Origin of the sequence: Frondihabitans sp. VKM Ac-2883, from assembly GCF_015350875.1 — a bacterium.
In the GTDB taxonomy this organism is placed as follows: Bacteria; Actinomycetota; Actinomycetes; order Actinomycetales; family Microbacteriaceae; genus Frondihabitans.
The window spans coordinates 116,775-138,265 of the sequence record NZ_JADKSF010000002.1 but is presented as its reverse complement, the minus strand read 5'-3'; the positions used below and the strand labels follow the sequence as shown (position 1 = coordinate 138,265).

25 protein-coding genes are annotated in these 21,491 nt (G+C 67.7%); 19 read left to right on the top strand and 6 right to left on the bottom strand.

Translation table 11 applies throughout. From position 1 onward, the window contains the following. The first annotated feature begins 19 nt into the window (after window positions 1-19). From ITJ49_RS04185 to ITJ49_RS04165, 5 genes are all read left to right on the top strand, one after another. Entirely contained in the window at window positions 20-1,849 is a 1,830-nt protein-coding gene (locus ITJ49_RS04185) for a beta-galactosidase family protein (RefSeq protein WP_194601797.1), read from the top strand. A gap of 205 nt (window positions 1,850-2,054) precedes the next feature. Then, the gene (locus ITJ49_RS04180; RefSeq protein ID WP_055960389.1) at window positions 2,055-2,465 is read left to right on the top strand and encodes an ester cyclase; all 411 of its coding nucleotides are present in this window, start codon (window positions 2,055-2,057) and stop codon (window positions 2,463-2,465) included. A 252-nt stretch (window positions 2,466-2,717) separates the two neighbouring features. Further along, window positions 2,718-3,128 (top strand): hypothetical protein, encoded by a 411-nt coding sequence (locus tag ITJ49_RS04175; protein WP_055960386.1) that lies wholly within the window; start codon window positions 2,718-2,720, stop codon window positions 3,126-3,128. Window positions 3,129-3,240: 112 nt separating this feature from the next. After that, window positions 3,241-5,055, top strand: a complete 1,815-nt coding sequence (locus tag ITJ49_RS04170) for an alpha-glucosidase (RefSeq protein ID WP_194601794.1) — start codon at window positions 3,241-3,243, stop codon at window positions 5,053-5,055. 190 nt (window positions 5,056-5,245) lie between these two features. Then, a complete protein-coding gene (locus ITJ49_RS04165; protein WP_194601791.1) occupies window positions 5,246-6,541 on the top strand; it encodes an NAD(P)/FAD-dependent oxidoreductase in 1,296 nt (431 codons plus the stop codon). A 551-nt stretch (window positions 6,542-7,092) separates the two neighbouring features. On the opposite strand, the gene ITJ49_RS04160 is transcribed toward ITJ49_RS04165, so the two are convergent. Both ITJ49_RS04160 and ITJ49_RS04155 read right to left on the bottom strand, forming a co-directional pair. Beyond that, window positions 7,093-8,136 (bottom strand): Rv2578c family radical SAM protein, encoded by a 1,044-nt coding sequence (locus ITJ49_RS04160; RefSeq protein WP_194602852.1) that lies wholly within the window; start codon window positions 8,134-8,136, stop codon window positions 7,093-7,095. Between the two features lie 113 nt (window positions 8,137-8,249). Continuing rightward, complete coding sequence (locus ITJ49_RS04155; RefSeq protein WP_194601788.1) at window positions 8,250-8,516, bottom strand: hypothetical protein; 267 nt, start codon at window positions 8,514-8,516, stop codon at window positions 8,250-8,252. A 90-nt stretch (window positions 8,517-8,606) separates the two neighbouring features. Here ITJ49_RS04155 and ITJ49_RS04150 point away from each other — a divergent pair, with 90 nt between their 5' ends. Both ITJ49_RS04150 and ITJ49_RS04145 read left to right on the top strand, forming a co-directional pair. Continuing rightward, complete coding sequence (locus ITJ49_RS04150) at window positions 8,607-9,182, top strand: TetR/AcrR family transcriptional regulator (protein ID WP_194601785.1); 576 nt, start codon at window positions 8,607-8,609, stop codon at window positions 9,180-9,182. Between the two features lie 292 nt (window positions 9,183-9,474). Continuing rightward, window positions 9,475-9,699: a hypothetical protein gene (locus ITJ49_RS04145; protein WP_194601782.1), complete on the top strand. Its 225-nt coding sequence runs from the start codon at window positions 9,475-9,477 to the stop codon at window positions 9,697-9,699. Window positions 9,700-9,727: 28 nt separating this feature from the next. On the opposite strand, the gene ITJ49_RS04140 is transcribed toward ITJ49_RS04145, so the two are convergent. Genes ITJ49_RS04140 through ITJ49_RS04130 form a run of 3 tightly spaced genes read right to left on the bottom strand, consistent with a single transcriptional unit; the run spans window position 9,728 to window position 11,207 of the window. Continuing rightward, window positions 9,728-10,117: a hypothetical protein gene (locus ITJ49_RS04140; protein WP_194601778.1), complete on the bottom strand. Its 390-nt coding sequence runs from the start codon at window positions 10,115-10,117 to the stop codon at window positions 9,728-9,730. Further along, the gene (locus tag ITJ49_RS04135) at window positions 10,114-10,770 is read right to left on the bottom strand and encodes an Asp23/Gls24 family envelope stress response protein (RefSeq protein WP_228514048.1); all 657 of its coding nucleotides are present in this window, start codon (window positions 10,768-10,770) and stop codon (window positions 10,114-10,116) included. Before ITJ49_RS04135 ends, ITJ49_RS04140 begins: the two co-directional genes overlap by 4 nt. Continuing rightward, window positions 10,761-11,207, bottom strand: a complete 447-nt coding sequence (locus tag ITJ49_RS04130) for an RNA polymerase sigma factor (RefSeq protein WP_255521656.1) — start codon at window positions 11,205-11,207, stop codon at window positions 10,761-10,763. Before ITJ49_RS04130 ends, ITJ49_RS04135 begins: the two co-directional genes overlap by 10 nt. A gap of 9 nt (window positions 11,208-11,216) precedes the next feature. Here ITJ49_RS04130 and ITJ49_RS04125 point away from each other — a divergent pair, with 9 nt between their 5' ends. From ITJ49_RS04125 to ITJ49_RS04070, 12 genes are all read left to right on the top strand, one after another. Continuing rightward, window positions 11,217-11,462, top strand: a complete 246-nt coding sequence (locus ITJ49_RS04125; protein WP_194601771.1) for a hypothetical protein — start codon at window positions 11,217-11,219, stop codon at window positions 11,460-11,462. A 358-nt stretch (window positions 11,463-11,820) separates the two neighbouring features. After that, window positions 11,821-12,705: a helix-turn-helix domain-containing protein gene (locus ITJ49_RS04120; RefSeq protein ID WP_194601768.1), complete on the top strand. Its 885-nt coding sequence runs from the start codon at window positions 11,821-11,823 to the stop codon at window positions 12,703-12,705. Window positions 12,706-12,882: 177 nt separating this feature from the next. Then, window positions 12,883-13,329 (top strand): Asp23/Gls24 family envelope stress response protein, encoded by a 447-nt coding sequence (locus ITJ49_RS04115; protein ID WP_055960360.1) that lies wholly within the window; start codon window positions 12,883-12,885, stop codon window positions 13,327-13,329. Continuing rightward, window positions 13,326-13,514, top strand: coding sequence for a DUF2273 domain-containing protein (locus tag ITJ49_RS04110; protein WP_055960357.1), 189 nt, complete (start codon window positions 13,326-13,328; stop codon window positions 13,512-13,514). The genes ITJ49_RS04115 and ITJ49_RS04110 overlap by 4 nt, the downstream gene beginning before the upstream one ends. Beyond that, window positions 13,511-13,882 carry a hypothetical protein gene (locus ITJ49_RS04105; protein WP_370544361.1) on the top strand — a complete coding sequence of 124 codons (372 nt, stop codon included), beginning with the start codon at window positions 13,511-13,513 and terminating at the stop codon, window positions 13,880-13,882. The genes ITJ49_RS04110 and ITJ49_RS04105 overlap by 4 nt, the downstream gene beginning before the upstream one ends. Continuing rightward, window positions 13,879-14,454, top strand: coding sequence for a DUF6286 domain-containing protein (locus ITJ49_RS04100; RefSeq protein WP_194601764.1), 576 nt, complete (start codon window positions 13,879-13,881; stop codon window positions 14,452-14,454). Before ITJ49_RS04105 ends, ITJ49_RS04100 begins: the two co-directional genes overlap by 4 nt. Continuing rightward, complete coding sequence (locus tag ITJ49_RS04095; RefSeq protein WP_194601761.1) at window positions 14,454-15,059, top strand: hypothetical protein; 606 nt, start codon at window positions 14,454-14,456, stop codon at window positions 15,057-15,059. Before ITJ49_RS04100 ends, ITJ49_RS04095 begins: the two co-directional genes overlap by 1 nt. A gap of 75 nt (window positions 15,060-15,134) precedes the next feature. Next, a complete protein-coding gene (aqpZ, locus tag ITJ49_RS04090) occupies window positions 15,135-15,938 on the top strand; it encodes an aquaporin Z (protein ID WP_194601758.1) in 804 nt (267 codons plus the stop codon). 54 nt (window positions 15,939-15,992) lie between these two features. Next, window positions 15,993-17,006, top strand: a complete 1,014-nt coding sequence (locus ITJ49_RS04085) for an Asp23/Gls24 family envelope stress response protein (protein ID WP_194601755.1) — start codon at window positions 15,993-15,995, stop codon at window positions 17,004-17,006. Continuing rightward, window positions 17,003-17,413 (top strand): hypothetical protein, encoded by a 411-nt coding sequence (locus ITJ49_RS04080; protein ID WP_194601752.1) that lies wholly within the window; start codon window positions 17,003-17,005, stop codon window positions 17,411-17,413. The genes ITJ49_RS04085 and ITJ49_RS04080 overlap by 4 nt, the downstream gene beginning before the upstream one ends. Before the next feature lie 29 nt (window positions 17,414-17,442). Next, window positions 17,443-17,604, top strand: coding sequence for a YqaE/Pmp3 family membrane protein (locus tag ITJ49_RS04075; protein WP_194601749.1), 162 nt, complete (start codon window positions 17,443-17,445; stop codon window positions 17,602-17,604). Between the two features lie 267 nt (window positions 17,605-17,871). Further along, entirely contained in the window at window positions 17,872-18,228 is a 357-nt protein-coding gene (locus tag ITJ49_RS04070) for a PRC-barrel domain-containing protein (RefSeq protein ID WP_123941358.1), read from the top strand. 179 nt (window positions 18,229-18,407) lie between these two features. On the opposite strand, the gene ITJ49_RS04065 is transcribed toward ITJ49_RS04070, so the two are convergent. Further along, window positions 18,408-21,065 carry a phosphoenolpyruvate carboxylase gene (locus tag ITJ49_RS04065; RefSeq protein WP_194601744.1) on the bottom strand — a complete coding sequence of 886 codons (2,658 nt, stop codon included), beginning with the start codon at window positions 21,063-21,065 and terminating at the stop codon, window positions 18,408-18,410. Window positions 21,066-21,491: the final 426 nt, after the last annotated feature.

Sequence of the window (21,491 nt, the reverse complement as noted above, 5' to 3'; positions counted from 1 at the left end):
CGACTCTGAGAGAGACCCCATGACCACGAGCCGCTTCACGATCGGCGACGACGCCTTCCTCCTCGACGGGCGCCCGCATCGGATCCTCTCCGGGGCTCTCCACTACTTCCGCATCCACCCCGAGCACTGGGCCGATCGCATCCACAAGGCCCGGCTCCTCGGCCTCAACACCATCGAGACGTACGTGCCGTGGAACGACCACGCACCGACGCCCGACGAGTGGATCACCGACGGCCGGCTCGACCTCGGGGCCTTCCTCGATCTCGTGCACGAGGCCGGAATGCACGCCATCGTCCGGCCCGGCCCCTACATCTGCGCCGAGTACGACAACGGTGGCCTTCCCGGCTGGCTGTTCCGCGACCCGAGCGTCGGCGTCCGCCGCTCGGAGCCCCTCTTTCTAGCGGCCGTCGAAACCTATCTTCGGCGCGTCTACGAGATCGTCGTGCCGAGGCAGATCGACCACGGCGGGCCGGTGGTGCTCGTCCAGATCGAGAACGAGTACGGCGCCTACGGCTCCGACGCCGCCTACCTCGGCGCCCTTGTCGACCTCACCCGCGACGCCGGTATCGACGTTCCACTCACCACGGTCGACCAGCCCGAGCCCGACATGCTCCACAACGGCTCGCTGCCCGACCTGCTGAAGACCGGCTCGTTCGGCTCCCGTAGCCCCGAACGCCTGGCCACCCTGCGTGCCGCGCAGCCGACGGGGCCGCTGATGAGCTCCGAGTACTGGAACGGCTGGTTCGACCACTGGGGCGGCGTGCACCACACGACGCCCGCCGAGGCGCAGGCGCGTGATCTCGACGAGCTGCTCGCCCTCGGGGCCTCGGTCAACCTCTACATGGTGCACGGCGGCACGAACTTCGGCTTCACGAACGGGGCCAACGACAAGGGCGTCTACGAGCCGACGATCACGAGCTACGACTACGACGCCCCGATCGACGAAGCGGGCCGGCTCACTGAGAAGTACTTCGCCTTCCGCGAGGTCTTCGCGAAGTACACCGACGTGCCCGATCTCGACTTCGACGACCCCAGGAGCATCGAGGATCCGCCGGCTCACACCCCGGTACCCGTGCCGGCCGTCGAAGTGGCCGGGTCGACGCCCCTGCTCGGCGTCCTCGGTCGACTTGGCCACTTCGCCCCCGCGTCCGCAGCGCCGACCTTCGACGAGCTCGGCGTCTACCGCGGCTACCTCATGCTCCGTGCGGCGCTGCCCGACGCTGGCTCGCCGACGTCAGGCGAGTCCGGCGGCCACGTGCTCGAGGTCGGCGAGGTGCGCGACCGCGCCATCGTCTTCGTTGACGGAGTTCGCATCGGCGTGCTCGAGCGGGCCCGCGGCGATCGACGCCTGGCTCTGCCCGTTGGCGCCGAGCTCATCGTGCTGCTGGAAGACCAGGGGCGGGTCAATTACGACCAGCGGATCGGCGAGCCCAAGGGGCTGATCGGCGAGGTCACGGTGGACGGGCACACCGCCGAGTGGACCGCACTTCCGCTCGACCTCGATCTGCTGGCAGCGAGCGGGGTCGGGGCGGATCCTTTGGTGTCGTTAATGCCTCTCGTCGGGCCCGGGATCGCGCGCTTCGAGTTCTCGCTCGAGGCTCCCGCCGACCTGTTCCTCGACAGCGGCGGCCTCGGCAAGGGTGTCGCGTTCGTGAACGGGTTCCCACTCGGACGGTATTGGAGCGACGGGCCGCAGCGCACCCTCTACGTGCCCGGCCCGGCGACTCGCTCGGGCGTCAACGAGCTCGTGCTGTTCGAGACCGAGGTCGACGCGCCTCGCCCCGCGTTCGCCGCCCTCGCCGACCTCGGCCCCGCGCGGGCGGATGCGTTCGACGTGCAGGGCGCCTGACCGCTCGCCGCTCGCCGCTCGCCGTACTACGTCTCGCGGACTGGCCCACCTGCCGCGGCGCGAGGGTGTGACCGCGACACGTGACACGGCGAGGTCGCCTAGCCGAGCGGCGTCCCCCGGATCCTGATCCCTTAGGCGACGCGGGGCGTTGACTCGGCGAAGACGACAGCCGTCGCCACGCGGGCACGGCGAGAAGGGATCTACCATGGCAACCGAGATCACCGAGGGCGGCCAGGCCACAATCGACGCGCTGGCGCGGATGCGCGACACCTCGCTCGAGATGGGCGACCGGTTCGACGTCGATTTCGTCGACCACGACCCGGCCGACGGGCAGCCCGCCGGAGGAGGCGGAATCGCCTGGTTCTGGGAGCAGTTCGGCACCTCGTTCAGCGACGTCGAGCGCACCGAGCTCGAGACCATCGTGACGCCGACGAAGTACATCACCATCGCCGACCTCTCGGCTACCCACACCGGCGAGTACCAGGGGCACGCAGCGACCGGCAAGCGCTTCACTGTGCGCAACGTGCAGGTGATCGGCTTCACCGACGGCAAGGCCTCCGACCGGTGGGGGTCGACCGACGAGCAGGGCATCCTGCGGCAGCTCGGCCTCGCCTGAGCGAGGCATCCTCCGGCTAGACCCTCGCAGTCGGCTGCTGAGGTGGACCTAGGGGCACCTCGACTGCCGACGACGAGGGTCTGTGCCGATCGCGAGGGTTTGTGCCGATCATGCGGGTCGGTGCCGGCCTCGCGAGCATCCCCCGCGCGGGTGCCACCCCAACGTGGAGGCGCGCCGGGTTGCGGGCGGTGCCTAATCTGGCAGAGGAGCGCAGGATCCTGCGGCTCGTCACCCGGCAGAAGTGAGCTGCGCATGAACCCCGTCACCGGACTCGTCCGCGGCACCTCCGCCTACATCTGGTCACTCGTCACCGTGGTCGCCGTCGCGTTCGTGGGCCTCGGCGTGCTCAGCCTGGTCGGGGCCGTGCTGGCGGTCGCCGCCAGTGGCCGAGCCGACCTCTCGCCAGTCGGGCTGCCGCTCGTGCTGCTGCTCGCCGGTGCGATCGCGCTGCCCCTGAGCCGCCGCGCGCTGCCCCTCGTCACAGCCCGCGAAGCCGCCGCCGGGTATACCACCGTGCCGTTGTTCTCAGGGGAGCTGCCGCTCCGCGACCCGCGCGACGGCCGCGAGCTCATCGCCGCAGGGGCCGACGTGCCGCGGTCGTTCCGCGTCAGCCTGCGTCCTGCGCGCCGCGCTGCCCAGTTCGCGCCCGCGGCCGCCGCCTGACCCGAATTTGAAGGAGATCCGCGCCCAGGCGAACGGACTCATGCCGATCGGCGGGGGTCGGCAGCGCGTTTCTCCTTCAAATTTGCAGGGGGCCCGCGCCTAGGCTTGACGAATGAGCCTCGCCGACGAGTCAGCCCAGTCGCCCGCCACACCCGCACCGTCGGCAGCAGCCGCACCCGCACCCGCCTGGTGGACGAAGGCCGTCGTCTACCAGATCTACCCGCGCAGCTTCGCCGACTCCAATGGTGATGGCATCGGAGATCTCGGCGGAATTCGGCAGCACCTCGACCACCTCGTCGACCTGGGCGTCGACGTGGTCTGGCTGTCGCCCATCTACACCTCGCCGCAGGCCGACAACGGCTACGACATCAGCGACTACCGCAACATCGATCCGCTATTCGGCACCCTCGACGAGTTCGACCTGCTACTCGCCGAGATGCACGAACGCGGCCTCAAACTCGTGATGGACCTCGTCGTCAACCACACGAGTGACGAGCACGCCTGGTTCCAGGAGTCGAAGTCGTCTCGCACGAGCCCGAAGCGCGACTGGTACGTCTGGCGTGACGGCGTCGACCGGAGCCCCCGAGACGGCCGCACCGAACCGAACCTGTGGCGCAGCGCGTTCAGCGGCCCGGCCTGGACGCAGCTCGCAGCCGCCGACGACCGATCGACCGACGACCACGCCGACAACCGATCGACCGACAACCGATCGACCGACAGCCGATCGACCGACGACCGATCGGTTGACGACCAGTACTATCTCCACCTCTTCGCGCCCAAACAGCCCGACCTCAACTGGCAGAACCCGGAGGTGCGCGACGCGATCTACTCGATGATGAACTGGTGGCTCGACCGGGGAGTCGACGGCTTCCGCATGGACGTCATCAACCACATCGCCAAGATCCAGAGCGACCTCGTGAGCGACAGCGATGGCTTTTCGATGGGCCCGCAGATCCACGAGTACCTGCGCGAGATGAACGAGCGCGTGTTCGCCGGGCGCGAGGCCGACCTGATCACTGTCGGCGAGATGCCCGGGGTGACGGTCGACGACGCGAAGCTCTTCACCGGCGCCGATCGGCTCGAGCTCGACATGGTGTTCCAGTTCGAGCACGTCGGCCTCGATCACGGCCCGGCCTCGAAGTTCGACAACGTACCGCTCGATCTCCGCGACCTGAAGCGCTCGCTCAGCCGCTGGCAGGAAGGCCTCGCCGACACCGGCTGGAACAGCCTCTACCTCGCCAATCACGACCAGCCGCGCTCGGTCTCGCGCTTCGGCGACGACGACGAGTTCCGCTTCGAGTCGGCGACTCTGCTCGCGACGATCCTGCACCTGCATCGGGGCACGCCCTACGTTTACCAGGGCGACGAGATCGGCATGACGAACGCCGGATTCGCCTCGATCGACGACTACCGCGACATCGAATCGCTCAACTGGTTCGCCGAGCAGCGCGAGGAGGGCCGCGACCCCGAAGAGCTTCTCGAGTCGCTCCGGTTCCGCTCGCGCGACAACGCGCGCACCCCGGTGCAGTGGACCGAAGGATCCGAGGCGGGTTTCACTTCGGGCTCACCCTGGCTGGCGGTGAACCCGAACGCCGCTCTGATCAACGTGCACGCCGACCGCCAGTCCGATCGCTCGATCTTCGAGCACTACCGTCGGCTCATCGCGCTGCGGCACGCGTCCGACGTCATCGCTCTCGGCTCGTACACGCTCCTCGAGCCCGACCACCCGACGCTCTTCGCGTTCACGCGCACGCTCGCCGACGAGTCGCTCCTTGTCGTGGGCAACTTCTCGTCGGAGGAGCTCGACGCCCCGGTGCTCGGGTCGGGTTCGTGGGGGCGCGGATCCTTGGTTCTCGGCAACTACGCCGACCCCGGAGAGGCGACGACTCTGCGCCCGTGGGAGGCCCGCATCGTCCGTCGCGGCTAGTCCGGCCCCGAATTTGAAGGACATCCGCGCCGAAAAACCAAAAGTGAGGCGGATCGGGCGGCGTCGTCGCGGGTTTCTCCTTCAAATTCGGAAGGCGAGCGAATCAGGGGATACCCTTGCAGTTGATTTCGAGCGAAGACGACGAACCAGCGCCCTCGCCGGCCTCCTCGTTCGTCAAGAAAGAGGAAAAATGGCCGAGCTGCCGCACATCGTCATCATCGGAGGTGGCTTCGCGGGCATCGCGACGCTGAAGGCCCTTAAAGATGCGCCGGTGCGGGTGACCCTGATCGACCGCCACATCTACAACATGTTCCAGCCGCTCATGTACCAGGTGGCGACCGGCGGTCTTAACGCCGGAGACGTCACCTACTTCCTCCGCAGCCTCCGCAGCACCCAGCCGAACGCGAACTTCCAGCACGGGCTGCTCAAAACCATCGATGCCGAGGCGCAGGTCATCGAACTTGCCGACGGCGAGAAGATTTCGTACGACGCACTCGTTCTGGCGAACGGCGTCAACACCAACTACTTCGGCACCCCCGGCGCCAAGGAGTACGCGAAATCGATGTACTCACGATCACAAGCGCTCAGGATCCGCGACGAGCTCTTCACGCAACTCGAAAAGGCCGCTGTCCGCGAAGATACCTCCGAGGTCCGCGTCGTCATCGTCGGCGGCGGAGCGACCGGCGTCGAGATGGCCGGCGCCCTCGCCGAGCTCCGCGACCAGGCGCTCGTGACCGCCTACCCCGAGATCGACCGCAAGAGCATCACGATCACCCTGGTGCACCGGAGCGGCGAACTCCTCAAGCCGTTCGCACCGCGACTGCGCCGCTACTCGGAGGGCGCCCTCCGCAAACGCGGCGTTGAGCTCCGCCTCAACACCGGCGTCGCCGAAGTGCGCAAGAATGGCGTCGTCACCGCGTCCGGCGAAGAGATCCCGGCAGAGCTCGTGATCTGGGCCACCGGAGTGACCGCACACGGAGAAGTCGACGGCTGGGGGCTCGAGCAGGGTGCGGGTGGCCGGATCCTGGTCGGTTCCGACCTGCGCGTCCAAGGCCACGACCGCATCTTCGCCGTCGGAGACATCGCGCTCACGCCCAAGCCGCTCGACCAGCTGGCGCAGCCGGCCCTGCAGGGAGGCGCGCACGTCGCCGAGCAGATCGCGCGCGTGCTCACCGGCAAGCCGACCCGGGCCTTCAAGTACCACGACCGGGGCACCATGGCCACGATCGGCCGCCACGCCGCCGTCGCCCAACTCCGTGGCGGGATCACCCTCACCGGCGTGCTCGCCTGGTACACCTGGATCGTCATCCACATCTACAGCCTGCTCGGCAACAGCAACCGGGTCACCACCATGGCGCACTTCATCTCGCGCTACGCCTGGTTCGCCTACCGCAAGGCCGTGCCGATCGTCGGCGACGTGCGCCCCGTGCGCAAGAACGGCGACCGGGCAGAAGAGATTCCGGCTACGACCGACGCTCGCGGGTAGGTTCGTCGCCCTCGAACGCTTCTCGCTGGGCGAGAGGCGTTCGGGGGCGGCGACCCTACTGGTGCTTGCTGGCGCCTTCGGCGCGCGCGGCGCGAGGCCTTCGGCCCGCACCGCGGCCGCGGCGCCTTCGGCGCGCGGGGAGGGGGCCTCCGCCGAGATCGCATTTGGGGTCGGGTGGGGGCGACTGGAAGTGCGATCTCGGCGAGCGACGCCGCGCCGCGCGTGCGAGGTGGCCTGATCTACGGAGGTTGGGGGCGCGTGGCGGTAGTTTCGGCCATCTGGTGGGCCGAGATCGCAGTTGGGGTCGGGTGGGGGCGACTGGAAGTGCGATCTCGGTGAGCGGCGCTGCGCCGCGCGTGCGAGGTGGCCTGATCTACGGAGGTTGGGGGCGCGTGGCGGTAGGTTCGGCCATCTCGCGGGCCGAGATCGCAGTTGGGGTCGGGTGGGGGCGACCGGGAGTGCGATCTCGGCGAGCGGCGCGGTGGGGCGGGGCGGGGCACCCGCGAGGTGGCCTCAGGTGCCCCACCCGACGCACAGCCCGGTGAGCGACGTCAGAACAGGGTCGGCGCTGCGGGCGCGTCGGAGGCCGCGGGGGACGGGCGCTTGCCGCGAAGCTGGAAGAGCTCGTGGGTGTCGCGATTCGGGATCGGCAGCCCGTGCCGCACGAGGGCATCGCGAAGGCGCCGGTAGACGAGCTTCTGGTAGTCGCCACTCGCCTGGGTGCCGCCGGCGTAGAGGCGACCGTAGCCGGCGACGAGGTCGGGCCGCTCGCGCTGCAACCAGGCGAAGTACAGTTCTTTGACGCCCGGCTGGAGGTAGAGGAGCGTCGGCAACACGTTGGTGGCACCGGCATCGGCCAGGGCGCCCACGAGCGAGTCGATCTGCTCGGCGCTGTCGGTGAGCCCGGGCAAGAGCGGCGCGGCGAAGACGGTGCAGTCGAGGCCGGCGTCGCGGATCGCCTTGAGGGTCTCGAGTCGGGCCGTCGCTGACGGGGTGCCGGGCTCGATGGAACGCTGGAGGTCGTCGTCGAGCACGGCGATGGACAGCCCGAGCTGCACGTCGACGTGATCGGCGGCTCGACGCAGACGGCCGATGTCGCGTCGAATCAGCGTGCCCTTGGTGAGGATCGAGAACGGCATTCGTGCGTCGGTCAGGGCGTCGATGATGCCGGGCATGAGCGCGTAGCGCCCTTCGGCCCGCTGGTACGGGTCGGTGTTGGTGCCGAGGGCGACCCGATCGGGCAGAACGCGTTTGCGCGACAGCTCCCGTCGCAAGACCTCGGCGATGTTGGTCTTGACGACTATCTGCGTCTCGAAGTCGTCTCCGAGACCCATGCCGAGGTGCTCGTGGGTAGGTCGGGCATAGCAGTAGACACAGGCGTGCGAGCAGCCGCGGTAGGGGTTGATCGTGTATTCGCCCGGCATCACGCGGGCTGTCGCCGCCACGTGGTTGAGAGCGGATTTGGCGAGCACCTCATGGAACGTGATGCCCTGGAACTCGGGGGTCTGCACGCTCCGTACGAGGCCGGTGATCTGAGCGAGGCCGGGGAGCGCACCGCCGTCGACTGCATCGACCCGTTGACCCTGCCAGCGCATCGCGGGGGCTTCGGTCTTCGTACCGGTCGGCCGGAAAGGTGTCGGTTCGCTCATCGTGTCAGAACGGTATCGAAGACCACCGACACTGCGGCGCTGTTAGGAGGCGAGAACGGCTACGCGGCGCGGGGCAGGCGGATCGAGCCGGTCGAGGTGTACCGGACGGAGACCGAGGCGGAGCGCGGCTGAACCTTCTCAGCGGCGACGTACGAGCCGACGACGTCCAGGTGCGTGGTGCGTCCGGTGTAGGTCCCGGCGGAGGGGCGCGACGCGAGGCCGCTGATGTAGGAGCCCACGACGCCGTCGCGCGGTGCGGGGGTGGTCACGTAGTGGCCGGTGATCAGCGCGGTGAGGGCCTCGGGGGAGGTGGTGATGGAAGACATGGGGCGGATCCTTCGCTCTGGAGAACGATCGTTCTCTCGGTAGGAGACACGATAAGGGAACGATCGTTCTCGCGCAAGTAGACTGGTCTCATGACGGAAGACGAAATTCGCGATCGGATCGTCGCCACGGCCGACGAGCTCTATTACGCACGCAGCATTCAGGCGGTAGGAATGGACGATCTGCGCCAGGCGGCCGAGGTGTCGTTGAAGCGTCTCTACAGCCTTTTTCCGTCGAAGGAATCGATCGTCCTCGCGGTGCTGGTGCGCCGGCACGAGCGATGGACCACCGGGCTCGAGGCCGCGGTCGACGAAGAGAAAGTGCCCGAAGGCCGCGTGCTGGCCGTGTTCGACTACCTGCTCGACTGGTTCGACACCGACTCGTTTCGCGGCTGCGGGTTCATCAACGCGTTCGGCGAGCTCGGAGCCGTGTCGCCGGGCGTCGCGAACGCGGCGCGCGTGCACAAGAGGTTGTTTCAGGAGTACGTCGCGCGGCTCGTGTCCGACGCCGGGGGAGGGCCCGAGCTCGCGGCCCAGCTGGCGATCCTCGCTGAGGGGGCTCAGACGACCGCGGCGATCAGCGGCGAAAACACGGCAGCGGGGCAGGCTCGCCGAGCGGCTGAGACCCTGATCGCTGCTGACCTCCGGGCGATGGCCCACTCGGCCTGACTCGGATGTGGCGGCTGCGTGCTCGAACGGGATCAGCGCTGCGTCAGGTCAGCGACCGAGTAGGCCCTCGACGGCGCACCTGTGCGAATCCTCGACGCTCTGGCGCAGACCCGCGCACGAGCGTAATCTCAGCCGTGTTCGGCTCGGACATCGAAGACGCTGCTGACTGCTCCCCTGGGAGGCCTTTCGCAGTAGCGCATTTGCGGTCTGCACGTCGACGGCATCCCGCGAGGAGTCAACCGCCCTCGCCACAACCGAACCCAGTGGGCACGGAGCCCGCGGAGAGATTCTCATGACGCGTGCAGTCCTCGAGGCATCGATCATCTCCACGCGGCTGAGCCTCCTCGCCCAGCTCGATTCGTCGGCCAGCGTCTCGTTCATGAACCGCGCCGAGCTGCGGCTTCGCATCTTCGGTGTCGTCGACGCACTCGACCGCGGAGTGATCACGGCCGACAAGGCACGCGAACTCTTTGCCCGGGTGCAAGACGACATCTCGTCCCTGATCGCGGCCGCCTAGTTCGAGGTCGAACGGCGCAGCGCAGCGACTAATCCGAGGCGGGCCGACCGGTGTCGTCGATCAGTCGCACCTTGACGTTGATAGCGAGGGGTCCCGCTTCGCGCAGTGTGCTTCGGATGAGCTCGCCGACCGCTCGCAGGGTCTCGGTGGCGGGCACGGCCGCGCTGGTCGCGATGTGGGCGCTCACGGTCGTGAAGCCGTCAGCGCGATCGATGTCGACGAGGACGTCGGGTTGCCGGAGGGCGAGCCGCACGGCGAGGGCATCGACGGCCGCCTCGACTGTCGGTTGCGCGGGATAGACGCCCGTAACTCCCTCGGTGGCGCGAATCGCGGCGGTGAGGTCGCGGGAGAGTGCGGTGTCGTCGTGCCTTGAGAGCGCCGCATCGTCTCCGCGTGCGAGCTCGATTTCGTCGCTCATGATCGCTGCCCTCCGGTCGTGTAGATGTCGTCGATTGTCACGTCGATCGTGCCGATCACGAGTTCGGTATGGCGGGCGAGGGCGTAGCCGATGCGCTCGCGGAGCTTCGCGGCCGTGTCGGCGAGCGAGAGGCCGAACTCGAGGCTCGCAGTGACATCGACGCGAATCGGTTCGCCCGGGGTGGTCACGTCGCCGTCGAGAGTGCACCGGCCCATGATGAGGCCGCCCATGGTGTCGCCGGCTCGCCGGATCATTCCGCGGACGGCCGCCTCGGTCAGAGCGAGCCGAAGCGCAGGATCCGAGTGGCTCACGGGGATGTCCCGACCCGACGTGATCTCGGCTTTGATCGTGTCGAGGAGCCCGGAGATCCAGGTGTCGTCGCGACCCGGCATGGCACGGGATTCGCGGACGAGCACGGTCTGAGAGAGCTCGCGCATGCGCGTCATTCCGATGAGCGCCAGGCGGCACGAGGCGGAGTTCTCGATTCCGGGGTCGTACGGGGTCCGGCCTCGGTCGAGGTAGTCGCCGAGCTCTTCCATCGTGTAGCCGTCGAGGTCGTCGTCGGCGGAGACGGGCAGGTCGTCGGGGTTGGCTGGGGTGGCAGGAACGGCACCGTCGTCGGGAGCGGCACGGTCGTCGGGTGTCATCGCCATGCCTCCATTTCGTGGAGCACGTATCGGCGTGCCCGGGCCAGGAGGCCGCGGACGGTAGGGATCGGGAGTTCGAGAGCGTCGGCGATCTCCTGGTAGCTGTAGCCGGCGGTCTCACGTAACAGCCAACACCGTCGCTGGTCGGCTGGCAACCGGTCGAGTGCCTCCGACACCGCGTCGAGTTGCAGGCGAGTCTCGACGATCCGCTCGGGATTCGTCGCCGCGGGCGCTGGGGGATCCCAATCGTCGATGTCGTCGTGCTCGCGCCTGACTCGAATGCGGTCGATGGCTTTGCGGGTGACGATGCGCATCAGCCAGTTGCGGATGTGCGCCGGGCTGTCGAGCTCGGAGATCTGTCTCCACCCGGTGAGGAACGCCTCCTGGACCACATCATCGGATTCGATGTCGGAGCCCAGGAGCTTTGCGGAGTACACGCGCATCAGCGGCCCATGACGCCGGGCGAGCACCTCGAACGACTGGATGTCGCCGTCGATCGCTCGTGCCGCGAGCGTGGCATCGGCGGCGGTGGAGAGCTGGGCGTGATCGTCGATGACGCCCTCCCCTGCTCGGTCTGTCCGTATGGCTACGGTCTGCTTCTCCTGAATACCACTTCGTTCATTCGGCCCGCCAGTCAGTGGCCCATTCGCGACGTGCCGGACCTGTCACTCTGTAAACCGATCGTTCTACCCGCGTAGTGGGGCGCGAACCTGAGCCATCCTCGAAACGTCTCTCTCCGAAATACTTCCATTCGAATTCGTGACATCCACGCGTCGGCACACGTCTCCATAGTGGCGGAACCCTCGTGGCCTCCGTCCGAGTCCGATCGCGATGCGATCGACAGAAGGAGAGAAGTGAGCACCATCCTGCCCTCGGCGCCCGATGCCGATGACGACGTCGTTTCGCAGCGCATCGAGGATCCCGCAGCACATCTGCCAGGCTCGGCGAATCCCGCGACCGTCGGTGGCGACCCCGATCCGGTCCTCGCCGAGGGGGGGTGCGCCGTTCGTCCGCCGGGAGATGTCCGGTCGGAGCCGCGAGGAGGCCGCCCGTCTGATGGAGCGCTTCTACGGCGGTGCTCGGGTTCGCAGCGTGCCCTCTTCGCGTCCGTTCCAGTTTCGATTCGCCTCGTCGGGCGATGCCCACATCACCCTTCGCATGGCGAGCGTCACCGGCACGATGATCAGCGAGGTGTCGAAGCTCGACGACTACGTCGTCACCTGGCTTCGCGAGGGCGCGGCCGCCCTTACCGTGGGCGACACCTCGTTCGCGCTGACGGAGGGGCAACCCGTGCTCCTGCCGACGACGGTCCCCTTCGTCTTCGAGGCCCAGCCCAGTCGGCAGAACGTCGTGCAGATATCCGGCCCCTTCCTCGACGGCGTCGCCTCGGAGCGCCACGGTGGAGACGTTCAATCGCTCGTCTTCCGATACGGCACGCCTCTGCCCGACGATGCCGTCGCCACGTGGCGACGGGCCGTCACCGCGGCCACGCCCGTGTTGACCGACGCCGCAGCCACGCGCCTGGTGCGGATGGAGACGAATCTGCAGCTGGCTCGCACTCTGCTCGACGTCTTCCCGTGGCACACGCAGCACGTCCCCGACGCGTTCCTCGTGCCCCGCCTCACGCGGGTCCGGGCCGCCGTGGAGTTTCTGCACAACAACGCCCATCTGCCCATCACGCCCGCGGATGCCGCGGCGAATGTGGGCCTCCACACCCGGTCGCTGCAGAACGCCTTCCAGCGGCACCTCGAACTGTCGCCAACCGAATACCTGCGCAGGATCCGGCTCGACCGTGTGCGGCGAGACCTTCTTGAGCACACCCCGAAGACTGCCACCGTCAACGACCTGGCACGGGCGTGGGGGTTCGGAAACCTCGGTCGATTCGCCACCGCGTACCAGCAGAGATTCGGGGAAAAACCGAACGAAACGCTCCGGCGTTAGGGGTACATCGAGCCCCGATCGCTAGCCGGAAAGCGCCACCAATTGAACGAAATCTGATGATTTTCTGGACGAGCATGACGCGAGTCCGGGTGCATGCGTCTGAATGATGTGCCTGATCACTTCGGGCCTCGCTCACCGGGACCCCGTGGAGCGCCACCGCCAGCTAATGGAGAGAAAATGACGAACGTCACCCCCACTTCCAGCTCGACCGTCGCCAAGAACTCGGCCGGAGCCCACGCCGCCACCGGCAAGAACACCATCGCCGAGGGCGTCGTCGAGAAGGTCGCCGGCATCGCTGCCCGCGAGGTTCCCGGCGTGCACGACCTCGGCAACGGCGCAGCCCGTGCCATCGGCGCCATCCGCAGCGCCATCAACCAGCAGGACCGCGGCCAGGGCATCAAGGTCGAGGTCGGCGAGAAGCAGGTTGCCGCCGACATCATCGTCGTCGCCGAGTACCCCGTCGAGCTGCAGAAGCTCGCCGACAGCGTCCGCGCCAGCGTGACCGAGGCCATCTCGACGGTCGTCGGCATGGAGGTCACCGAGGTCAACGTGACCGTCTCCGACGTCTACATCCCGTCCGACGACGACGACAACAACGACGAGACCGAGAGCCGAGTCAAGTGACCCCCACCACCAAAGGAATGCTGATCGGTGCCGTCCTGGCACTGGCAGCAGTCGCGTTCGGCTTCTGGGCGATGATCCTGGTGGCTGTCGCCATCGTGATCGGCTGGGGTGTCGGACGGGTCGTCGAGGGCAAGCTCGACGTGAAGTCTCTTTCCGACACGCTCCGCGGGCGGCGGTCCTCGTGACCGCGGCGGTGATGGCCGACGCTGTGCCGGCCACCTCCGGCCTCCACGGTCGTACGAAGATCACGTCGCGCGCTGTGCGTCGGGTCGTGTCGGCCGTCACCGCGGACGCCCTCAGCGTCAGTGCGTCCGACGTCTCGGTGGAACTCACCGACGACAACGGCTCGCTCACCGTGATCGCCAAGACACCCATCCACATCAGCCACCTCGGCGTCGTCGGGCGTCGCTCGAACGGAACCCTGCTCGAGCGTCTGACCGCGGCCCAGACCACCATCCGCAACCGATGCCTGGAGCTCACCGGCTCCTCAGTCGGGCGGGTCGACCTCCGAATCACGGGTGTCGAACTCCGAGAACGAAAGAGGGTCTCATGACCAGCCCGGCGATCTACCGGCGAGTTGTTCGCCGTGAGACCCATTCCTCCCGATCGGGCATCGCCATCACACTGGCCGTCCTTCTAATCGTAGTTTTCGCCTGGTTCGGCGTGGAATCCGTGTTGGCCGCTATCGGCCAGCCGGCACTCCTCGTCTCGCCGAAAGATGCTGCGGTCGCTGTGCTCGGCGCTGTGAGCGGCCCGGTCGGCCTCCTCACCGCCGGAGGCGCCGTCGTCGCCGTGATCGGTCTCGTTCTCATCGTCGTCTCGCTCGCCCCCGGGCGAAAAGGGCGTCGAGGTTCGGTCTCCGAGCGCACTGCATCGGTGGTCGACGATCGGGTCATCGCGCAGAGCGTGGCCCAGACCGGTGCCTACGCCGGAGACATCGATCCCGACCAGGTGAAGGTCACCGTCGGCAAGCGCACCGTCGACGTCGACGTCACACCGACGTCGGGCCGTACTGCGGACGTCCACAGCATCGAGGAGGCCGTCAACTACGAGCTGAAGTCGTACGACTACAGCCCGAGCCTCCGCTCTCGGGTTCGCGTCTCCGAGAAAGGAACCCTGAGCTGATGACCAACACGAATCGCTTCCTCAACCGCGCCCTCGTCTTCGTGACCGGGCTCGTCCTCCTCCTCGCCGGCGGCGCAGTCGCCGTCGGTGCCCTCCTGCCCGCCGTGCAGAAGACGGTGTCGCAGGGCGCCGACGACGCCATGGGGCCCACGTCCGATGCCCTCTCGGGTGACCAGCCCTGGATCCTCTGGGTTGTGGCGGCCGCAGCCCTCGTGCTGATCGTGCTGCTCCTCTGGTTCATCTTCCGTCAGGGGCACGGCCGCACGAACACGCTCCTCACCGTCGAAAGCGGCGAGGGTCGCGATAAGACGACCGGCGGCAGCCTGAGCGTCGACGCCAAGGTGGCCGAGCAGGTTCTCGAAGAGAGTCTCACCCGCGATTCCGGAATCATCTCGGTCGACGTCACGGCGTTCGAGGTCAAGAAGCAGAGTGTGCTTCGCGTCACCGTGCAGACCCGCCGCGGCGTCTCGCCCGTCGACATCCGAGCCACGGTCGACAAAGCGGTTGCCGAATGGGATGCCCTCCTCGGCACCCAGACGCCGATCGTCGTGCAGATCGTCGGCGGTCTCCGTGCCCAGATGAGCGGAACCGCTCGCGTCGTCTGATCTCGGGTCTCTGTCGAGAGGGGCTCGGGTACTCCGGGCCCCTTTCTCTACTCACCACGTCACCAAAGGTTTGTTATGAGCACAGGCAAGCGTCCTGTCAGTCGGTCTACCGCCGAACAGCGCGGTCAGAGGGCACAGACTTACCCCGCCACCTCCCGGCTTCTCGCCGAGGTCTTCGGCACATTCCTGCTGGTCTTCGGCGGCGTCGGCACGGCCCTCTACGCCTCCGCGTTCCCCACCAGCGCCAACACGCTCGGTGTGGGTTTCGTCGGCGTCGCCCTGGCATTCGGGCTGACCGTGATGGCCGGCATCTACGCCGTCGGTCACATCTCGGGCGGGCACTTCAACCCGGCGGTCACGGTCGGTCTGGCCATCGCCGGTCGTACCGAATGGCGTCACGTACCCGGATACGTCGTCGCCCAGATCATCGGTGGTGCGGTGGCTTCCAGCGCGCTCGCCCTCATCGCCGCGGGTGGGACCGGAGACTACTTCGCCGCGGCCCGCGACAGTGGATTCGCGTCGAACGGGTTCGGAGACGCCTCACCCGGAGGCTTCGGACTCGGAGCGGTCTTCCTCACCGAGGTCATCCTCACGGGCGTCTTCGTGGCACTGATCCTCTCGATCACCGCCAAGCCCGAATACAAGGCTGTCGCCCCACTCGGAATCGGCCTGACGCTCACCCTCATCCACCTGATCAGCATTCCCATCAGCAACACGTCCGTGAACCCGGCCCGTTCCATCGCCGCCGCACTGTACGGCGGGCCCACCGCGCTCTCGCAGCTCTGGGCCTTCCTCGTCGCTCCGCTCGTCGGCGCCGCGATCGCCGGGATCCTCCACCGCCAGCTGTCGCGAACCCGCGCCCTGGCCCTCACCGACTAGGCCCTCACCCGCCGAGTCCCATCCTGCTATTCCGCTTCACCGAAGGAGAACCGAATGTCCGACACCGTAACGGGAGACGCCACCCGTCCTCAGCCCTCCCCAGTCGACCTCACTGGAATCGACGCCACCCACGGTGCCGACGAGAGCCCGGCCCAGCTGCTCAGCACGACGGTGGCCGAGACCGCCTCCGGAGTGACCGGCGTGCACCACCTCGGAGGCCTCGCAGCCCGAACGCTCGACCGAGCCAGCCGGCAGATCCGCGGCACATCGAGCGCACCGGGCGTGACCGTCTCCGAAGAGGACGGCGTCACCACGGTCGACCTCGACATCGTCGTCGAATACCCCCACCCCGTCGACAAGGTCGTCGAGACCACGCGCGACCAGGTGAGCCGGGCGGCGACGCAGCTCGTGTCTGGCAGCGTCGTCATCAACATCACGGTGACCGACATTCACGGGCCGTACGACAAGGATCCTGCGGTTCTGGACGCCATCGACCGTGCCGGTGAGAAGGCGGGCGAGTTGAAAGACAAGGCCGGCGATCTCGCCGAGCAGGCTGGCGACAAGGCGGGCGAGCTGAAAGACAAGGCCGGCGAGCTGCAGGCGCAGGCCGGCGACCTCAAGGCCGATGCCAACGCCAAGGTCGGCGACCTCCGGGCGCAGGCCGACACGAAGATCGGCGAGCTGCGGAACGGAGCCGCCGACCTCGTCGAGCAGGCCGGCGCGAAAGCTAGCGAGCTCAAGGCGCAGGCTGACGACAAGGTCGCCGACTTCTCGGCGAAGGCCGACGAGCGTGTAGCCGACTTCCAGGCCAAGGCGGAAGCCACGGCCGACGAGGTGGCAGCGGCTGCGGACGACCGCTCGGGTACCGATGCCGTTTCGACCCTCGACGAACTCGACGCCAAGGCGGACGAGAAGCTCGACGAACTCGACGAGAAAGCCGACGAGAAGCTCGACGAGCTCGACGCCAAGGCTGACGAGAAGCTCGCCGAGATCGATGCTCAGGCCGACGCGCCCCGAGTGCAGCTCGACGCGAAGGCGACTCCCGCCAGTGACGAGACGCGGGCGTGAAGACCCGCTCGTTCAGCGCGGGGCAGCGACGCCGGCCCCGCGCGGTCTGGGCAGCGCTGATCACCGGCGTGATCGTGTCTGTGGTGATCGTGGCCGGGATCCTTCTTCCCGTTCTCGGTCTGATCGGCGCCGCTGACGCCACCACGTTCGGAGCCCTTCGCGTTCCCGTCGGGGGGATCACCGCTGCGATCGTGATCAGCTACCTCGTCGGGCTCGGGTTCCTCGTGCTGACTTTCGTCGCCCGCATCGGGGCGCTGGCCTGGATCACCGCCGTCGCAGCCATCATCGCGACTCTCGTCGGTTCGCTCTGGCCCCTGGTCGCTACGGCCTTCGCCAGCGTCGACCAGGCGCAGGATGTCATTCCGTTCATCCAGCAGCTCATCGGTCAGTTCACCGGCAACAATTAGCCGATCCCTTTTCAGAAAGCAGGCACTCCATGCGCAAGATTCTCCTCATCGTCCTTTGCTTCTTCTTCCCGTTCATCGCGGTGCTCCTGGTCGACGGCCCCAGCATCAAGGTGCTCTGGGCGTTCCTGCTGCAGCTTCTCGGTCACGTGCCCGGCGTCATCTACGGCATCTACCGCGTCACTCGTAACTGATCTGGGGGCCTGCGCCTGATGGTCGCGACGAGATCGCACTTGTGGTCGTCCTGAACCGACCGCAATTGCGATCTCGGCGCTCGCTTTCGCTCTCGCGCGGCGCGAGATGGCCGAATCTCCGGCTGCGAGCCCTGTTCAACGTAGTTCGGGCCATCTCGCCGCGCGCGGCCCAGCGCCACGCCACTCCGGCGCGGGAACAGGCCATGGTCTAGCCGACTACCGTTGTCTCAGAGGTCGGAGGCACCGACCCGCCACAAGGAGGCACCTGTGTTCGAACCGGAGAACCTGCGCGATTGGATCGGCCTGCCAGTCGTCGACCAGAGCGGCGACAAAGTCGGCACGCTCGAGAGCCTGTACTTCGACACCTCCACCGACCAGCCGGCATTCGCCACGGTCGAAACTGGTGTGCTCGGCGGCAAGAAGCTCGTCTTTGTCCCGCTTCAGGGCGCCACCGTCGCGCCGAAGCACCTCAAAGTGGAATACGGCAAGAAGAAGATCAAAGACGCACCGTTCATCGCGACCGACGGCGAGCTGCAGGCAGCCGACGAGCCCGCGATCTACACGTACTACGAGGTGCCGTACCAGACGGGTTCCGGCGGCGAGCGTCGCCTCGGCCGCCGCTAGAACGACACACAGCGCAGGATCCAAGCCGGACGGCCTGGATTCTGCGCTGTGTTTGTTTAAGCGCGGGGCGGCCGCAGCCCCGGACCTCGGGCAAGCCTCGGTCGTCCGGGGGTGCGGCTGCACCGCACCGATTTATCTAAGCGCGGGGCGGCCCGAGGGCCGCGTCGCACCCAAGAAATTCAGCCGGTGTTCTGGAGGCCGGCCGCGATGCCATTGACCGTCAGCAGCAGCAGGCGGTGGTCGGCGTCAGCCGGATCCTTCTCCACCGATCGACGGATGCCGCGCAACGCACGAAGCTGCAACAGCGACAGGGCATCGACGTAGGGGCTGCGGAGGCGGACAGCGCGACTGAGCACAGGTCGACCGCCGAGCACATCCGTCGATCCACTGATCTTGATGACCCAGTCGCGGGTCAGTGTCATCTCGTCCATCACGGCGTCCGTGAGGTCGGCGCGGTCTGCGAGAGCCAGGTACTGCCGCGCGATCGTCTCGTCGGTCTTCGCGAGTGACATCTCGACGTTCTTAATCATGGCGGCGAACAGCGGCCAGTTGGCGAACGCGTCGCGGAGCACATCGACGTCGCCGATGGACTCGAGCGCTGACCCGAGGCCGTACCAGCCGGCCAGGTTGATCCGGGCCTGCGACCACGAGAACACCCACGGGATCGCCCGGAGGTCTTCGAGCGACTCGACAGACAGGCCGCGGCGGGCCGGGCGGGAGCCGAGCGCGAGCAGGCCGATCTCTTCCATCGGGGTGACGGCGGCGAACCACTTCGCGAATCCGTCGGCCTTGATGAGGGCGAAGAAGCGCTCGCGCGATGCCGCGTCCATTTGCTCCGCGAGCGACCCGTAGCGGGCGGCCGCGTCGGCGTTGAGCTTCTCGTTCGACGGGCTCGACGCCATCAGCGTCGCGGCGGCCATCTGCTCGATGTGGCGTGCGGCGATCGTCTTGTCGCCGTACTGGGCGAAGATGACCTCGCCCTGCTCGGTGATCTTGAAGCGACCGTCGACCGATCCGGGGGGCTGAGCCATGACGGCCTCGTTCGCCGGCCCGCCGCCTCGGCCCATTGCACCGCCGCGTCCGTGGAACAGCGTCAGTTGGATGTCGTTCGACTCGGCCCAGTCGGCGATCCGCGCCTGCGCGTCGTAAAGGGCGAAGGTCGCCGACACGGGCCCGACGTCTTTCGACGAGTCGGAGTAGCCGAGCATGACCTCGACCTTGCGGCCCGTGGCTTCGAGGCGTGCCTGGTAGGGCTCGCTCGCGAGAGCCTCGCTCAGGATCCGAGTGCTCGCCGACAGGTCGGCGAACGTCTCGAACAGCGGGATCACGTCGAGCACGGGTGCGGCTTCGCCGGATCCTGAGGCGATCTCCGCCAGCGCGAACACGTTCTCGATGTCGGCGGACGACTGCGTGAACGACACGATGTACCGGGCGGCCGCACGATGGCCGTAGCGCTTCTGCAGCGAGGCGATCGTGCGGAAGACCTCGAGCACCTCGACGGTCATCGGGCTGAGCTCGCCGCCCGCCCGCACCTCGTCGAGGGCGTTGCGGTGCACCTGCGAGTGCTGGCGCACCTCGAGTTCGGCGAGGTGGAAGCCGAACGTCTCGACCTGCCAGATGAGCCCTTGCAGCTCGCCGTAGGCAGCGCGGTGGGCCCCGGCGTCGCGGAGGGATAACTGGATGGTGCGCAGCTCGTCGAGCAGCACGTCGGGGGAGGAGTAGCCGAGGGCGTCGCCGCGGCGGGTGGCCTCGATGCGCGCCGAGATGAAGAGGAGCACGCGGCGGTGGGTCTCTTGCGGAGAGCGGAGCCCGATGCGTCCGGCGAGATCGGGGTCGAGGGCGTACTGCGCGTCGGAGAGAGCCGTGAGCCCTGCGCTGGGCGGGGTGTCGTCCTCGTCGAGCGTGAGAGTGCCGCCGATGCGCGACGCGGCGCGGTAGAGGCCGAGGAGCACGTGCTCGGCAGCGATCTCGGCGGCCTGGCGCGTCACGTCGGCGGTCACGTGCGGGTTGCCGTCGCGGTCACCGCCGATCCAGCTCGAGAGGCGGAGGAACGCGGGGGCGACGGGCGGCTTGGCCCCGGCGTCGGGCCCCTGCAGACGATCGTCGAGCAGACGGTAGACGCGCGGCACGACCTCGAACAGGGTCTGGTCGAAGATGTTCATCGCCGTGCGGACCTCGTCGAGCGGGGTCGGCCGGGTCGTCCGGATCGGCGAGGTGCGCCACAGCGTGTCGATCTCTTCGAGCAGTCGGCGCTCGACAGCAGCGGTCTCGACCTCGTTCTCGCTGCGGTCGCGAGCCTCGAGCAGGTCGCTGATGCGGCGGATGCCCGAGGCGACGGCGCGGCGGCGGGCCTCGGTCGGGTGGGCGGTCAGCACGGGCTGGAAGCGGAGGTTCTGCAGGCGCTCGGCGGCCTGCTCGGCTCCGACCTCGTCGGTCAGCAGGTCGAGGGTCGCGGTGAGCGAGTCGGAGGCCGACCCGGCGGTCGACCCGCGGCGGCGCAGAACGCGCACGCGGTGGTGCTCCTCGGCGAGGTTCGACAGGTGGAAGTAACAGGTGAACGCGCGAGCGACCTCTTCGGCGCGCTCCTGATCGAGGCTGTCGATGTGCTGCTGCGCGGCCTCGACCGAAGCATCGGCGTCGCCCTCGTAGGCGGCGATCACGGAGCGGCGGACGCGCTCGACGTCGGCGAGCAGATCGGCGCCGCCGGACTCGGTCAGCACACGGCCGAGCAGGTTGCCGAGGTAGCTGACGTCTTCGCGCAGAGACGCATCGACCGCGCCCCGCACGTCTTCGCGGCTGTGGCCGTCGCCGCGTCGGGCGCCTTCGAATACGGTCATGGCAGATTCCTTCGGAGGCGTCGGGTCGTCACCCCTAATAGTTACCACGAGTCGGCAGGACGTTACGTCGCTCGGCTCCCGGTAGGCGACGGAGTTGGTTGACTCCGGACCGTTGGCGAATTCCGGCCATTAGTTGCACATTCAGAATGTTAATGCTTTGATCTGATTGGCAGTGTTTCTAGAAAGGATTTCAGATGCGAATTCATGCTCTCTCAGCCGCAGTCGTCACCACTGGAATGTTGGTAGCCGGCAGCGCATTGCTGGCGCTGCCGGCGTCAGCCGCCACGAATTACACGCCCCCGTGCGGCAAAATCACACTCTCCAATTGGTCAGCAAAGAACGTCTCCTGTTCGAAGTCGACCCGTCACATCAATTACGTAAACGGTGACGGCTGGAAGTACCACGCCTATGTGGGTAAGGGGAGGA